Below are 14713 nucleotides of genomic sequence, written 5' to 3'. Positions count from 1 at the left end.
CGGCGGTCTTGAGATTTTCGCGAGCAAGCTCGCTCCTACAAGGTTATAGGCTAGGCAGCAGGTTGGTTGGCACCAGGTCGCTCAGGCAGCGGCTGGCAAGCAGTTCGCTGGCGGCGATGATGTCCGGTGCGAAGAAACGGTCTTTGTCATAAAACGCAACTTTGCTGCGCAGGATGCCACGGGCTTTTTCCAGTTTTGGCGAGGTCTTCAGGCCTTCGCGCAGGTCCAGGCCCTGGCAGGCGGCCAGCCATTCCACGGCAAGGATGCCACGGGTGTTCTCGGCCATTTCCCACAGGCGCTTGCCCGCAGCCGGGGCCATGGACACGTGGTCTTCCTGGTTGGCGGAAGTGGGCAGGCTGTCGACGCTATGGGGATGGGCCAGCGCCTTGTTCTCGCTGGCGAGGGCGGCGGCGGTGACCTGGGCGATCATGAAGCCGGAGTTGACCCCACCATTGCCCACCAGAAACGGCGGCAGTTGGGACATGTGCTTATCCATCATCAGCGAGATGCGGCGCTCGCTCAGGGAGCCGATTTCAGCGATGGCCAGCGCCATGTTGTCGGCAGCCATGGCCACAGGCTCGGCGTGGAAGTTACCGCCGGAGATCACATCGCCTTCGGCGGCAAATACCAGCGGGTTGTCCGACACGGCGTTGGCCTCTACCACCAGCACTTCGGCGGCCTGACGGAACTGGGTCAGGCAGGCGCCCATGACTTGCGGCTGGCAGCGCAGGGAATACGGGTCTTGCACCTTGTCGCAATTCTGGTGCGACTGGGACACCTGGCTGCTCTCGCCCAGCAGGTCACGATAAGCGGCTGCCGAGTCGATTTGCCCACGCTGGCCGCGTGCTGCGTGAATACGTGCGTCGAATGGCGAGCGCGAGCCCAGCACGGCTTCCACTGTAAGGCCGCCGCAAGCCAGGGCACCTGCAAACAGATCTTCGCCTTCGAACAGGCCACGCAGGGCGTAGGCGGTGGACACCTGGGTGCCATTGAGCAGCGCCAGGCCTTCTTTGGCGGCGAGGGTCAGCGGCGCAAGGCCTGCGACTTTCAGCGCTTCGGTCGCTTCCAGCCATTCACCTTTGTAGCGCGCCTTGCCTTCGCCCAGCAGCACCAGGGACATGTGCGCCAATGGCGCCAGGTCACCGGAAGCGCCCACCGAACCTTTCAACGGAATGTGCGGGTACACCTCGGCGTTGATCAGCGCGATCAATGCGTCGATCACCTGCCGACGAATGCCGGAGAACCCACGGCTGAGGCTGTTGACCTTGAGCACCATGACCAACCGCACCAGCGCGTCGCTGATGGGCTCACCCACACCGGCGGCGTGGGACAGCACCAGGGAGCGCTGGAGGTTTTCCAGGTCTTCGCTGGCGATGCGCGTGGAAGCCAGCAGGCCGAAACCGGTGTTGATGCCGTAGGCAGTGCGGTTCTCGGCGAGAATCTGCTCCACACAGGCCACGCTGGCGTCGATCTGCGCCGTGGCGCTGCTATCCAGGCGGAGGGTCACGGGCTGCTGGTAGATGGCCCGCAGTTGGGCGAGGCTCAGTTGGCCTGGGATCAGATTAAGCGCAGTCACGTTCGTGCTCCTTGTGATTATTGTTCAGTGCAAATTCGGTAATGGGGTGTCTTTGAGCAGTTGGGCGGCGGCGGCAATGTCCGGCGCCAACCAACGGTCCTGCTCATAGGCCGGCACCACTTCACGCAGCAAACGCCAGGCGCGGTCGGTGCCGACGCCGAAACGCTGGTCTTTCAAGAATTCGAAGGCCTGGGCCGCCAGCAAGTACTCGATGGCGAGGATCTGGGTGACGTTGGCCAACAGCTGATGCAGCTTGAGCGCGGCGTTGGTACCCATGCTCAGGTGGTCTTCCTGCAGGCCCGAGGTGACGAAGTTGTCGAGTACCGCCGGTTGCGCCAACTGGCGGTTTTGCCCACACAGGGACGCGGCCACGTACTGCACGATCATCATCCCGGAGTTGACCCCTGGGTTGCTGACCAGGAACGCCGGCAAGCCGCTGACGTGAGGGTTGATCAGGCGGTCCAGGCGGCGTTCGGCCACTGAACCGATTTCGGCCATGGCAATCGCCAGCATGTCCGCTGCCAAGGCCACCGATTGCCCGTGGGGGTTGGCCTGGGACACCACGCGGTAGTTGTCCGGCGTGCCGAGCAGCAGTGGGTTGTCGGTGGCGCTGTTGAGTTCGGTCTCGACCTGGCGCGTGGCATGTTCCACCTGGTCGCGGGCCGCACCGTGAATCTGCGGGATCGAGCGGATGCTCAAGGCGTCCTGGGTACGGATGCCCTTGCTGCTGGCAATCACTTCGCTGCCGTCGAGCAATGCGCGCAGGTTGATGCCGACGTGTTGCATGCCGGGGTGCGGCTTGAGGGCGATGATTTCTTCGTCAAACGCGTCGATTTGCCCGCGCTGGGCTTCGAAGCTCATGGCGCCGATCACGTCGGCCCATTGCAACAAGTGATGGGCGTCGGCCAGGGCCAGGCAACTCAGGCCGGTCATGCACGGCGTGCCGTTGACCAGGCACAGGCCGTCCTTGGCGCCCAGCACCACCGGCTGCAAGCCTTCGGCGCTCAGGGCCTGTTGCGCCGGAACGATCTGGCCCCGGTAACTCACATTGCCCACACCCAACAGCGCCACGCCGACATGGGCCATGTGGGTCAAATAACCCACCGAACCCTGGGACGGCACCTGCGGCGTGATGCCGTGGTTGAGCAGCGCCAGCAATGCATGCACCACCTGGGGATGCAGGCCGGATTTGCCCTGGCTGTAATTGATGATGGCGGTGCAGATGATGGCGCGGGTTTGCTCGTCGCTCAGCACCGGGCCGACGCCGCAGGCGTGGCTCAGCAGCGTACTGCGCGACAGCTGGCTGAGTTGTTCACCCTCAAGCGAGACATTGCACAGCGCACCCAGGCCGGTGTTGACGCCGTAGGCGCGTTCGCCGCTGGTGACGATGCGCTGCACGATGGCCTGGGCGTTGTCGATGCGGGCCCAGGCTTGGCCCGAGAGTTCGAGGGCGGCGCCGTGGCGGGCGACGGCGGTTACGTCCTGCCAACGTAATGGGGTGTTGGCGATGGTGATTTTTGTTGGCTGGGACATCTTCATACCTTCTTGAATGCTTGTGTGGCTGTGCTGGCCCTATCGGGGGCAAGCCCCCTCCCACATTTACGGCATTCACAGATTTTGATTTGTGAACACCGTCAGGGTGGGAGGGGGCTTGCTCCCGATGAGGCCAGCAGCCTCACCACAAAACCCGGCTCAGACCACCGCCGCCCGCCGCTGAACAAACCGGTCCACATACTCATCCGCCGGCGAATGCAGGATCTCGCGGGGCGTGCCGACCTGGATCAACTTGCCGTCCTTGAGGATCGCAATGCGGTTGCCGATACGCACGGCCTCGTCGAGGTCGTGGGTAATGAACACGATGGTCTTGTGCAAGGTCTTTTGCAGCTCCAGCAACTGGTCCTGCATCTCGGCGCGGATCAGCGGGTCGAGGGCGCTGAAGGCTTCGTCCATCAGGATGATGTCAGTGTCGGCCGCCAACGCACGGGCCAGGCCAACACGTTGGCGCATGCCGCCGGAGAGCTGGTGCGGGTATTTGTTTTCGTAGCCCTTCAGGCCCACGGTTTCGATCCAGTGCAGGGCGCGCTCGGCACACACTTGCTTGCTCTCGCCACGCACTTTCAGGCCGTAGGCAACGTTGTCGAGCACGCTCTTGTGGGGCAGCAGGCCGAAGCTCTGGAACACCATGCTGATCTTGTGCCGACGAAATTGGCGCAGGGCTTCCATGTCCAGTTGCAGGATGTCTTCGCCGTCCACCAGGATCGCGCCGCTGGTGGGGTCGATCAGGCGGTTGAAGTGGCGCACCAGCGTGGACTTGCCGGAACCCGACAGCCCCATGATCACGAAGATCTCGCCAGTGCCAATGCTCAGCGACAAGTCGTTCACACCGACCACGCAGCCAGTCTCGGCCAGCACCTGGTCTTTGCTCTTGCCTTGGCCGATCAGCGACAGCGCGTCCTTGGAACGGGCGCCAAAAATCTTGAAGACGTTTTTAACTTCGATTTTGCTGACAGTGGTCATTTGCTCGCCTCATGCCGTGGACGGCCATAGGCCTGGGTAATGCGATCGATGACCACGGCGAGAATCACGATTGCCAGGCCAGCTTCAAGGCCGCGCCCGACGTTGAGGGTCTGGATGCCGACCAGCACGTCTTCACCCAGGCCACGGGCGCCGATCATCGAGGCGATTACCACCATCGACAGGGCCATCATGGTGGTCTGGTTGATGCCGGCCATGATGCTCGGCAGCGCCAGCGGCAGTTGCACGCCGAACAGTTGCTGCCAGCGGTTGGCACCGAAGGCGTTGATGGCTTCCATGACTTCGCCATCAACCTGGCGAATCCCCAGGTCGGTGAGGCGAATCAGCGGCGGCGCTGCGTAGATCACCGTGGCGAAAATCGCCGGCACCTTGCCCAGGCCGAACAGCATCAACACCGGGATCAGGTACACGAAGCTGGGCATGGTCTGCATGATGTCCAGCAGCGGCATCAGCACCGAACGCAGGCGATTGCTGCGCGCCGAGAGGATGCCCAGCGGCACGCCGATCAATACCGAGATCACCGTAGCGACCATCATCAAGGCCAGGGTCTGCATCAGCTTGTCCCACAAGCCAACCGCCCCCACCAGGAACAGCAACCCGACGATCACCGCCGTGGTCACCACCTTGCGTGTGGCGTGCCAGGCAACGCCGCCGACGATGACCAGCATCAACCACCAGGGCGCCGCGCGCAGCAGCCCTTCCAGGTTGACGATGGCCCACAGCAGGGTGTCGGAGATGTGCCGGAACACATCCCCGTAGTTGGTGACCAGTGAGTCCACCCAACCGTTGACCCAGTCGGCGATGGAAAACGTAAAACTCTCAGGAAACATAGCGTGCTCTCGATCCAATGGGTTGTGGCCAGGTGCCCGGCTGCCCCCTCAGGGTAGCCGGGCGCGCTTGGCCTACAAGGCCGCGTCGATTTTCTTGGCGGCCTCGTCGCTGACCCAGGCGTGCCAGACCTCAGGATGTTCCTTGAGGAATATTTTCGCCAGTTTCGGCGACTCGATGCGCTCCTTGGCCATGCGGCCCAGGTTCTGGTTCAGCAGGTCGATGGGCAGGTTGACCTTTTCCAGCACGGCCACCAGTTCCGGGGCCTGCTCGTGGAAGGTCTTGGACAGGCCGACCTTGATGCTCACGCTTTTATCCACACCGGGTTTTTCTTCCAGTTTCACCAGGTCGACCTGACCCATCAGCGGGGTGGGCGACCAGTAGTAGAACAGGATCGGCTCGCCGCGCTTGTAGCTCGACAACACCGCCGCATCCAGCGCCGGGCCAGTGCCTGGGCGGAAGTTGGTGTAGGAATTTTCAAGGCCGTAGCTTTTGAGCATTTCGCTGTTGTCCAGCTCGCAGGTCCAGCCGGCCGGGCAGTTGTAGAAGCGGCCCTTGGACGGTTCTTCCTGGTCCTTGAACACCGAGGCGTACTTGGCCAGGTCCGCGATGGTTTTCAGGTCTGGCGCCTTGGCTTCCAGCTTGCGCTTGGCGTCGCCTTCGATCACATAACGCGGCACGTACCAGCCTTCGATGGCACCGACAACCGGAGCGCCAACGCCGACGACTTTTCCGGCCTTCTCGGCCTTGTTCCAGACTTCGCTGCGGCCGACCCATTCCTCGGCAAACACCTGGATGTCATTGCTGCTCAGGGCGTTCTCCATGGTGATGGAGTTACCCGGCAGGCTGTCGGTTTTGCAGTCGTAGCCTTTTTCCAGCACGGTTTGCAGGATGTCGGTGAGCAGCATGCCGCTCTCCCAGTTCAGGCCGGCGAACTTCACCGGCTTGCCGGACTCGCACCAGCCGGCCGCCTGGGCGCCAGCCGAGGCCAGCACGCCCGCAGAGAGCAAAGTGGCCAACAGGGTCTTATGCATTTTCATTGTTGTGACGCTCCCAATCTTGAAATGGATTACGGCAGTCAGTAGGCATCCAGCCCTGTCCACGTTCCATCAGGCTTGTGCAGCCAGCCCGTTTGTTGTCGGTATTGCGCCCTGCTCTTTGGGCAGGATCAGTTGATCGGGCACCGTGCCGTGCCATTTTTTTGCACACAGGTAATACAGGGCGGCGGGCAGTACCAGGCCGATGATCCAGGAGATATCCACATCACCCAGCGCAGCCACCAGCGGGCCGGTGTAGAACTTGGTGGAGATGAACGGCAACTGCACCAGCACGCCGAAGACGTACACGCTGATACCCAGCAGGTTCCAGCGGCCGTAGCGACCGTTTGGATCGGCCAGCGCCGGTACGTCGTAGCGCTCGCGGGTGATGCAGTAGTAGTCCACCAGGTTGATCGCGCTCCAGGGCGTGAAGAACGCCAGCAGGAACAGGATGAAGGACTTGAATGCACCGAGGAACGAGTGCTGGCCGAGCAGCGCGATCAGCGTCGCCGTGCCGACAATCACCAGTACAAACACCAGGCGCTGCAAACGCGTGACCTCCAGGCGGCCACGAAAGCCGCTGATGATGGTGGCGATGCACATGAAGCTGCCATAGGAATTGAGCGTGGAAATGGTGACTTTTCCGAACGCGATGCTGAAATACAGCAGCGCCGCCGTGGCCCCCGTGCCGCTCAAGCCGACGATGTAGGCCACTTCGTGACCGGCGAATTGCCCGTTGGACATGGCTGCGGCAAATACACCGAGGATCATCGCCACCTGGGCCCCAATCACCGAGCCCAGGCCTGCGGCGAAAAAGGTTTTCACCGACGAGGTGCTGCTCGGCAGGTAACGTGAGTAGTCCGCCACATAAGGGCCGAAGGCGATCTGCCAGGAGGCCGCAAGCGACACCGCCAGCAGAAAGCTGCTCCAGCTGAAGTGGCGGATCTGCAAGAGTGCGCCCACATCGGTCTGGCTCATCAAGCGGCTGAACAGGTAGACAAAGGCGATCACGCCAATGACGCTGGCAACACGCCCGATGAAGTGGATCACCCGGTAGCCCAGCACCGTGACCAGCACGATGACACTGGCGAAAATCAGAATGCCGACGCTGTCGCTGACGCCAAACAACTGCCCCAAGGCCTGGCCGGACAGCACGGTGCCAGTGGCGGTGAACCCCAGGTACATCAGGCACACCAGCACGATCGGAATCGCCGCGCCATACACGCCGAACTGCACCCGGCTGGAGATCATCTGCGGCAGGCCCAGCTTGGGGCCTTGCGCCGCATGCAACGCCATCACGCCGCCGCCGATCAATTGGCCGATCAACAGCCCCATCAACGACCAGAACACATCACCGCCCAACACCACGGCCAATGCCCCAGTGACAATCGCGGTGATCTGCAGGTTGGCGCCCATCCACAGGGTGAACTGGCTGAACAGACGACCGTGTCTTTCCGCTTCCGGGATGTAGTCGATCGAACGCCTTTCGATCAACGGGGTGGTGTGGTTTGCGGCCATGTCGGTTCAACCTCTGGTGGATTGTTCGGGTTTAGCTTTTCTGTAGGAGCGAGCTTGCTCGCGAAGGTATTTCAGGCGCACAGCTGCGTCGGATGTACCTTTTTCGCGAGCAAGCTCGCTCCTACAGTGGAGGTATCAGCCTGTGATCATCGGGAGATTGAGGCCCTGCTCTTTGGCGCAATCGATGGCGATCTGGTAACCGGCATCGGCATGACGCATCACCCCAGTCGCCGGGTCGTTATGCAGCACCCGCGCGATCCGCTCGGCCGCTTCGTCGGTACCGTCGCAGACGATCACCATGCCCGAGTGCTGGGAGAAGCCCATGCCCACGCCGCCGCCGTGGTGTAGCGAAACCCAGGTGGCGCCGCTGGCGGTGTTGAGTAGAGCATTGAGCAACGGCCAGTCGGACACAGCGTCGGAACCGTCCTGCATGGCTTCGGTTTCACGGTTTGGGCTTGCGACCGAGCCGGAGTCGAGGTGGTCACGACCAATGACGACCGGTGCCGACAGCTCGCCGCTGCGCACCATTTCGTTGAATGCCAGGCCCAGCTTGGCGCGCTGGCCCAGGCCCACCCAGCAGATACGGGCCGGCAGGCCTTGGAAGCTGATGCGCTCGCGGGCCATATCCAGCCAGTTGTGCAGGTGGGCATCATCGGGGATCAGCTCTTTGACTTTGGCGTCGGTCTTATAGATGTCCTGCGGGTCGCCAGACAGCGCCGCCCAGCGGAACGGGCCGATGCCACGGCAGAACAGCGGGCGAATGTAGGCCGGGACGAACCCTGGGAAGTCGAAGGCGTTTTCCACACCCTCTTCCTGGGCCATCTGGCGGATATTGTTGCCGTAGTCGAAGGTGGGGATGCCTTGCTTCTGGAAGTTCAGCATGGCTTTGACGTGCACGGCCATCGACTGCTTGGCGGCCTTGATCACGGCGGCCGGTTCGGTCTTGGCGCGGGCGCGGTATTCGTCCCAGGTCCAGCCGGCAGGCAGGTAGCCGTTGAGGGGGTCGTGGGCGCTGGTCTGGTCGGTGACCATGTCGGGGCGTACGCCGCGCTTGACCAGTTCGGGCAGGATCTCGGCGGCGTTGCCCAGCAGGGCGATGGAGATGGCCTTGCCTTCCTTTGTGTACTTGTCGATGCGGGCCAGGGCGTCGTCGAGGTCGGTGGCTTGCTCGTCGACATAGCGGCTGTTGAGGCGGAAATCGATGCTGACCTGCTGGCACTCGATGTTCAACGAGCAGGCACCGGCCAAGGTTGCCGCCAACGGTTGCGCGCCGCCCATGCCGCCCAAACCGGCGGTGAGCACCCAGCGCCCCTTGAGGTTGCTGTCGTAATGCTGGCGACCGGCTTCGACGAAGGTTTCGTAGGTACCCTGGACGATGCCCTGGCTGCCGATGTAGATCCAGCTGCCGGCGGTCATCTGGCCGTACATGGCCAGGCCCTTGGCATCCAGCTCGTTGAAGTGCTCCCAACTGGCCCAGTGCGGCACCAGGTTGGAGTTGGCGATCAATACGCGGGGGGCGTTGCTGTGGGTCTTGAACACGCCGACCGGCTTGCCCGATTGCACCAGCAGGGTCTCGTCGTCATTGAGGTTAGTGAGGCTTTCGACGATCTGGTCGTAGCACTCCCAATTGCGCGCCGCACGGCCGATACCGCCGTATACCACCAGTTCCTTGGGGTTCTCGGCCACTTGTGGGTCGAGGTTGTTCATCAGCATGCGCAGCGGCGCTTCAGTCAGCCAGCTTTTGGCAGTGAGCTTGTTACCGTGGGCGGCGCGGATTTCGACATCACGGTATTTAGTAGGCTTGGTCACAGCAAGAACTCCTCAGCGATCGATGCGCATGCTTGATTGGTGCGAAGGGACTCTTACGCACACATCTTTACTTGTACATACAAGCATATGCAATCGAGCGGCCAACTTACTGAGGGGGATGGCGAGATTTTTTGGGAATAGGTGTGGGAGCCTTGGAAATTAAGGCTTCGAGGGTTGATGAAATTTCTTACGGGAGGGATTTGTCGCGGGGGATATTTGTTGCGTCAGCATGGTTTTGCGCCACGCTGGGGCGTTTGGTAACAAATTGGTGCAGAGGTTGGAAACAGAGTGTATGAACGATGAGAAACAAATGTGGGAGCGGGCTTGCTCGCGAATGCGGTGGGTCAGCCAGCTCATCTGGTACTGATACACCGCATTCGCGAGCAAGCCCGCGCCCACATTTTTTAATCGCGCTGGGTCAGTTCGATGATGCAGCTGCGGCCAGCTACAGAGATATCCAACAGGCCAGTGTTACCGTCGACTTGCAGGCAATCGTGATGCCCCAGCTTCTCGCCCAACACTTTCACTTCATCCGCCACGCTGAACACCAACACCGTTTGCGCCGTGGTGAAAAACCGCTGCTCGCCATCAATCCACTGCAACCGCGCGTGATAGCGCTGTGGCGAGTAGATCAAGTTGAAATCGCGGATCGGCCCAGTGATCAAGCGGCATGAAACCTGGCTGTCGCCCTTGAACGCGAACGCCTGCAGCGGCAACAGACCGCGCTGCTCCTGGCCATCCACGGTCAACACCATGCCCGCGCCCTGGATCACGGTGATCACCCGCTGGTAGCCGGCGAAGGTGGAAAAGCCGCCGGATTCGGCGATATCGGCAATCGACAGACGCCAGCCAAAACCATCGAGCCCGGCGCCTGCGTCACGGGTGATTTCTTCGGTGCTGCCGCCGCCGTTTTTCCACGGCATGCGCACGTAATCGGTGGCGCGCCAGACTTTCACTGCACTCATTTACTGAAACGTCCTTCCAGGCTGTGGCGTGAACCGGGGTGGATCAAACGCGCGGCCGTCACCGGCTGGCGGCCCGACCACGTACGGCGACGAATCAACAGGCACGGCTCGGTAGGCTCGATCTGCAACAGCGCGCACTCGGACGCGTCGGCAAGAATCGCTTCGACCACATGCTCGCCTTCGGTCAGCGGCGCAACCTGGTTCAGGTAGGCATAGGGGGTTTGCTGGGTGAAATCCTGTTGCAGGTATTCCGGTGCGACCAGGGCGTTGACGAAGCGGTCTTCGATTTGCACAGGGATGTCGTTTTCGAAGTGCACGATCAACGAGTGGAACACCCTGCCGCCTTCGCGCATTTCCAGGGCCACGGCACGCTCGGAACCGGCAGCCTCTTCGCCCAGGTGGATAACCTGGCAGGTATGCCGATGACCGCGAGAGGCGATCTCATCGGCAATGTTGTGCACTTCAAACAGCGCCGACTGGCTCTTGGGCTCGGCAACAAAAGTACCCACGCCTTGCATACGCACCAGCAAGCCTTCGGCGGTGAGTTCACGCAGGGCGCGGTTGATGGTCATGCGGCTAAAGCCCAACTCGCTGACCAGCTCGCTCTCGGAGGGGACGCGGTAATGGGGCGGCCAGTTGCCGTTGAGGATCTGCTGGCTGATCATTTGTTTGACGCGGGCATACAAGGGCGCCGGACTTTCGTCCATGTGGGCAGCCAGCGATGAGTTGGCGGGCGGAGTCGGCACAGGGAATCCTTGCAGAGGGAAAAGATGCATAGATTGCCGGAGTTTACCGAGCAGGCAAACGTCTGTATATGTATATACAAATAAACACACGACCGGGGTGCCTTGATCATGTCCGCTTTCTTTGCCGAACGCGCACTGCTGCCTAATGGATGGGCCAATGATGTACGTCTTGAAGTCAGTGCCGAAGGCCTGCTGACACAGGTTGCGGCCAATGCCAGCGCAGAGGGTGCCGAACGGCTCAGAGGCCCGATTTTGGCGGGCATGCCGAATCTGCACTCCCACGCCTTCCAACGCGCCATGGCCGGTTTGGCGGAGGTTGCGGGCAACCCCAATGACAGTTTCTGGACCTGGCGCGACCTGATGTACCGCATGGTTGGCAAGATCAATCCGCAGCAACTCCAGGTCATCGCTCGTCAGCTGTATATCGAGATGCTCAAGGCAGGCTACACCTCGGTGGCCGAGTTTCACTACGTGCATCACGACGTCAGCGGCCAGCCATATGGGGACCGCACCGAGTTGTCGCGCCAGATCAGCCAGGCGGCGACCAGCAGCGGGATCGGCCTGACGTTGCTGCCGGTGCTCTATACCCACTCCGGGTTTGGCGGGCAGGCGCCGAATGACGGCCAGCGGCGGTTTATCAACAGCACGGACCACTACCTGGACCTGCAAACACAGTTGAAACCCATCCTCGCCGCGCAGCCTGCGCAGCAATTGGGCCTGTGCTTCCACTCCCTGCGCGCCGTCACACCCGAACAGATCAACGCCGTCCTGGCCGCCAGCGACAAGGCGTGCCCGGTGCATATCCACATTGCCGAGCAGCAAAAAGAAGTCGAAGACTGCCTGGCCTGGAGCGGCAAACGCCCGCTGCAATGGCTGTATGACAACATTGAAGTGGATGAGCGCTGGTGCCTGGTACATGCCACCCACGCCGATGCGGATGAAGTGGCGCGCATGGCCAAGAGCCGCGCGATTGCCGGTTTGTGCCTGACCACGGAGGCGAACCTGGGTGACGGGATTTTCCCGGCCGTGGACTTCCTGGCCCAGGGTGGACGCATGGGTATCGGCTCCGACAGCCATGTGTCATTGAGCGTGGTGGAAGAACTGCGTTGGCTGGAGTACGGCCAGCGCCTGCGGGATCAACGGCGCAATCGCCTGTATCGCAGTGATCAGCCGATGGTCGGGCGTACGCTGTTTGATGCGGCGTTGGATGGCGGCGCCCAGGCGTTGGGGCAGCCGATTGGTCGCCTGGAAGTGGGTAAACGTGCGGATTGGCTGGTGCTGGACGGCAATGATCCGTACCTGGCGACGGCGACTGAAGACGGGATTCTCAATCGCTGGTTGTTCGCGGGCGGGGATCGGCAGGTGCGGGATGTGTTGGTGAATGGGAAATGGGTGGTACGGGATGGGCATCATGCCGATGAAGAAGAAAGCCGCCGGGCGTTCACAAAGGTTTTAAAGGACTTACTCGGTTAAAAACTGTGGGAGCGGCGATGCGAGCAAGTCGAATCGTCGCACCGCCGCTCCCACATTTTGGTCTGCGTTGAATCAGGATTATTGCGAAGTCTTGGCCATCTCTTTGTCCGACGTACGCCAGATCAACCGCGTGGTGTCATACCCCTGCTGCCGCGCCCTGCTCAGCAGGTCTTCGCGGGTGTCGGCACTGACTGTCGGCGTGCGCGACAGGATCCACATGTAGCGCCGGCTCGGGCTGCCCACCAGCGCGGTCTTGTAGTCATCACTGACATACAGCACCCAGTAATCGCCCTTGGCGACGCCCGGCAGCAGCGCGGTGAACCAGTTGTTGAATTCCACCCAGAGCTTGTCGGTCTTGCCCGGCACCTGCGGCGTGGCGGTACCCTTGGCTTCTTCCCACTTCCATTCAGTCGTCAGGCAGCGGTTGAACACCGACATGTCGCCATCGGGCAACAGGGTGTACCGGGCTTCGGACTGGGCGCAGTTGCGCTGGAAGTACATCGGCAATCGAGCCAGCTCATACCAGGTGCCCTGGTAACGCTTGAGGTTGACGCTGCCGGCGGTCTTGGGTTGCAGATCATCGCCAGAATGGCTGGCGCAGCCTGCCAAAAACAGGCTGGCGCAGAGGTATAAAACAAAACGCATCATTCTTCTTCTCCCGCAGGCTGACGCCCCGGTTTACTTCAGGCCTTGCCCGGAAAACATCAGAACCTTGTCACCGGCATATTGCACGCTGATAAAGCTGGTTTTATCGCCCCAGGTGCAGCTGGACATGCCCAGTGCGCCGGAACAATCGGTCGGCTTACCCAGCAGCGATTCCACTTCGGCCTTGGCCATGCCGGCCGACAATTTCGCGTAATTTTCTTGGTTGACCTTGCTGCAAGCGGCCAACAGCACGCAAAAAGCCAGCAAAGCGAGACGGCGTAACGACATGGAAAACTCCTGGAGGGACAAAGCAGCGTGGGTATCTGCCAGAAGCTTAGAAGGGAAAAGAGGTGTCTGGTTCCCGACGAGCAAAAACAAAAAAGCCCCGAAAACGCTGAAACGTTTCGGGGCTTCTTTTAAGGTGATCCGCCTCACAACAATGCGGATGACCTATCGCCGCACGTTATTTCTTGTGATAGGCGGTCACACGCTCAACTTCTTCCTTCGAACCCAAGAACACCGCCACACGCTGGTGCAGGCCCTCAGGCTGGATGTCGAGGATGCGCTGGTGACCATCGGTGGACGCGCCGCCGGCTTGTTCAACCAGGAAGGACATCGGGTTGGCTTCGTACATCAAGCGCAGCTTGCCCGGCTTTGACGGCTCACGGCTGTCGCGTGGGTACATGAACAGGCCACCACGGGTCAGGATACGGTGCACGTCAGCCACCATCGCGGCGACCCAACGCATGTTGAAGTTCTTCTTCAACGGGCCTTCTTCGCCAGCCATCAGCTCGCCCACGTAACGGGTCACCGGCTCTTCCCAGTGACGCTGGTTGGACATGTTGATCGCAAATTCCTGGGTGGACGCAGGAATGGTGATGTCTTCGTGAGTCAACACGAAGCTGCCCATTTCGCGGTCCAGGGTGAAGCCTTTGACGCCGTCGCCCAGGGTCAGTACCAGCATGGTCTGTGGGCCGTAGATCGCGTAGCCTGCAGCGACCTGCTCGGTACCTGGCTGCAGGAAGGCTTTTTCGTTCAGGGCTTCGTTCTGGCTCAGGTATTCGTTCGGGCAACGCAGTACCGAGAAGATGGTGCCGACTGGAGCGTTGATGTCGATGTTGGACGAGCCGTCCAGTGGGTCGAACACCAGCAGGTAGGCGCCTTTGGGGTATTTGCCGGGGATCTGGTAGGCATTGTCCATTTCTTCGGACGCCATGCCGGCCAGGTGACCGCCCCATTCGTTGGCTTCGAGCAGGATCTCGTTGGAAATCACGTCGAGTTTCTTTTGCACTTCACCCTGCACGTTTTCGGTGCCCATGCTGCCCAGGACACCACCCAATGCGCCTTTGGACACGGCGTGGCTGATTTCCTTGCAAGCACGCGCCACCACTTCGATAAGGAAGCGCAGATCGGCAGGCGTGTTGTTGCTGCGGGTCTGCTCGATCAAATAGCGACTCAAGGTAACGCGGGACATGTAAGGCTCCGGAGAATGGGGGGCTTGAAAACCCGCGCAGTTTAGCGCGAGTCGGGGCGTATTTCCTCCTATCAGAGGATTTAAACCCAATAGAGTTCATGGACTTT

Annotated in this window: 13 protein-coding genes; 1 reads left to right on the top strand and 12 read right to left on the bottom strand. The window is 61.2% G+C overall.

Annotated features, from left to right (window positions below):
- Positions 1-43 precede the first annotated feature (43 nt).
- The 9 genes from hutH (DYL59_RS10645) to hutC all read right to left on the bottom strand — a co-directional run bounded on the left by hutH (DYL59_RS10645) (position 44) and on the right by hutC (position 10975).
- On the bottom strand, positions 44-1576 hold the full coding sequence (gene hutH, locus DYL59_RS10645) for a histidine ammonia-lyase (RefSeq protein ID WP_135289147.1): 1533 nt from the start codon (positions 1574-1576) through the stop codon (positions 44-46).
- Between the two features lie 24 nt (positions 1577-1600).
- Positions 1601-3109: a histidine ammonia-lyase gene (hutH, locus tag DYL59_RS10640; RefSeq protein WP_135289146.1), complete on the bottom strand. Its 1509-nt coding sequence runs from the start codon at positions 3107-3109 to the stop codon at positions 1601-1603.
- A 159-nt stretch (positions 3110-3268) separates the two neighbouring features.
- Complete coding sequence (locus tag DYL59_RS10635; protein ID WP_135289145.1) at positions 3269-4093, bottom strand: quaternary amine ABC transporter ATP-binding protein; 825 nt, start codon at positions 4091-4093, stop codon at positions 3269-3271.
- Positions 4090-4941, bottom strand: coding sequence for an ABC transporter permease (locus DYL59_RS10630; RefSeq protein ID WP_135289144.1), 852 nt, complete (start codon positions 4939-4941; stop codon positions 4090-4092). Before DYL59_RS10630 ends, DYL59_RS10635 begins: the two co-directional genes overlap by 4 nt.
- Positions 4942-5013: 72 nt before the next feature.
- Entirely contained in the window at positions 5014-5979 is a 966-nt protein-coding gene (locus DYL59_RS10625; protein ID WP_135289143.1) for an ABC transporter substrate-binding protein, read from the bottom strand.
- A gap of 69 nt (positions 5980-6048) precedes the next feature.
- On the bottom strand, positions 6049-7494 hold the full coding sequence (locus tag DYL59_RS10620; RefSeq protein WP_135289142.1) for a purine-cytosine permease family protein: 1446 nt from the start codon (positions 7492-7494) through the stop codon (positions 6049-6051).
- Positions 7495-7629: 135 nt separating this feature from the next.
- Entirely contained in the window at positions 7630-9303 is a 1674-nt protein-coding gene (gene hutU, locus DYL59_RS10615; RefSeq protein WP_135289141.1) for a urocanate hydratase, read from the bottom strand.
- Positions 9304-9707: 404 nt separating this feature from the next.
- Positions 9708-10268, bottom strand: coding sequence for a HutD/Ves family protein (locus tag DYL59_RS10610; RefSeq protein ID WP_135289140.1), 561 nt, complete (start codon positions 10266-10268; stop codon positions 9708-9710).
- A complete protein-coding gene (gene hutC / locus DYL59_RS10605) occupies positions 10265-10975 on the bottom strand; it encodes a histidine utilization repressor (RefSeq protein ID WP_374956525.1) in 711 nt (236 codons plus the stop codon). Before hutC ends, DYL59_RS10610 begins: the two co-directional genes overlap by 4 nt.
- A gap of 147 nt (positions 10976-11122) precedes the next feature.
- Here hutC and DYL59_RS10600 point away from each other — a divergent pair, with 147 nt between their 5' ends.
- Positions 11123-12487, top strand: a complete 1365-nt coding sequence (locus DYL59_RS10600) for a formimidoylglutamate deiminase (protein ID WP_135289139.1) — start codon at positions 11123-11125, stop codon at positions 12485-12487.
- A 78-nt stretch (positions 12488-12565) separates the two neighbouring features.
- Here the strand turns inward: DYL59_RS10600 and DYL59_RS10595 are convergent, their stop codons facing one another.
- The 3 genes from DYL59_RS10595 to DYL59_RS10585 all read right to left on the bottom strand — a co-directional run bounded on the left by DYL59_RS10595 (position 12566) and on the right by DYL59_RS10585 (position 14606).
- Entirely contained in the window at positions 12566-13135 is a 570-nt protein-coding gene (locus DYL59_RS10595; RefSeq protein WP_135289138.1) for a lipocalin family protein, read from the bottom strand.
- Positions 13136-13165: 30 nt separating this feature from the next.
- Positions 13166-13420 carry a hypothetical protein gene (locus DYL59_RS10590; protein WP_122305425.1) on the bottom strand — a complete coding sequence of 85 codons (255 nt, stop codon included), beginning with the start codon at positions 13418-13420 and terminating at the stop codon, positions 13166-13168.
- A gap of 175 nt (positions 13421-13595) precedes the next feature.
- Positions 13596-14606, bottom strand: coding sequence for a class 1 fructose-bisphosphatase (locus DYL59_RS10585; RefSeq protein ID WP_003237460.1), 1011 nt, complete (start codon positions 14604-14606; stop codon positions 13596-13598).
- Between the last annotated feature and the right edge of the window lie 107 nt (positions 14607-14713).

This window comes from Pseudomonas kairouanensis, from assembly GCF_004682055.1.
Classification (GTDB): domain Bacteria; phylum Pseudomonadota; class Gammaproteobacteria; order Pseudomonadales; family Pseudomonadaceae; genus Aquipseudomonas; species Aquipseudomonas kairouanensis.
Note: the sequence above shows the minus strand (reverse complement) of the source record. Positions and strands in the feature narration are given on the sequence as shown.

Excerpts from the sequence above, each read along its gene's own strand:
- hutH (WP_135289146.1), bottom strand. The coding sequence starts at position 3,109 with ATGTCCCAGCCAACAAAAATCACCATCGCCAACACCCCATTACGTTGG.
- DYL59_RS10635 (WP_135289145.1), bottom strand. The coding sequence starts at position 4,093 with ATGACCACTGTCAGCAAAATCGAAGTTAAAAACGTCTTCAAGATTTTT.
- DYL59_RS10630 (WP_135289144.1), bottom strand. The coding sequence starts at position 4,941 with ATGTTTCCTGAGAGTTTTACGTTTTCCATCGCCGACTGGGTCAACGGT.
- DYL59_RS10625 (WP_135289143.1), bottom strand. The coding sequence starts at position 5,979 with ATGAAAATGCATAAGACCCTGTTGGCCACTTTGCTCTCTGCGGGCGTG.
- DYL59_RS10620 (WP_135289142.1), bottom strand. The coding sequence starts at position 7,494 with ATGGCCGCAAACCACACCACCCCGTTGATCGAAAGGCGTTCGATCGAC.
- DYL59_RS10610 (WP_135289140.1), bottom strand. The coding sequence starts at position 10,268 with ATGAGTGCAGTGAAAGTCTGGCGCGCCACCGATTACGTGCGCATGCCG.
- hutC (WP_374956525.1), bottom strand. The coding sequence starts at position 10,975 with ATGGACGAAAGTCCGGCGCCCTTGTATGCCCGCGTCAAACAAATGATC.
- DYL59_RS10600 (WP_135289139.1), top strand. The coding sequence starts at position 11,123 with ATGTCCGCTTTCTTTGCCGAACGCGCACTGCTGCCTAATGGATGGGCC.
- DYL59_RS10595 (WP_135289138.1), bottom strand. The coding sequence starts at position 13,135 with ATGATGCGTTTTGTTTTATACCTCTGCGCCAGCCTGTTTTTGGCAGGC.
- DYL59_RS10590 (WP_122305425.1), bottom strand. The coding sequence starts at position 13,420 with ATGTCGTTACGCCGTCTCGCTTTGCTGGCTTTTTGCGTGCTGTTGGCC.
- DYL59_RS10585 (WP_003237460.1), bottom strand. The coding sequence starts at position 14,606 with ATGTCCCGCGTTACCTTGAGTCGCTATTTGATCGAGCAGACCCGCAGC.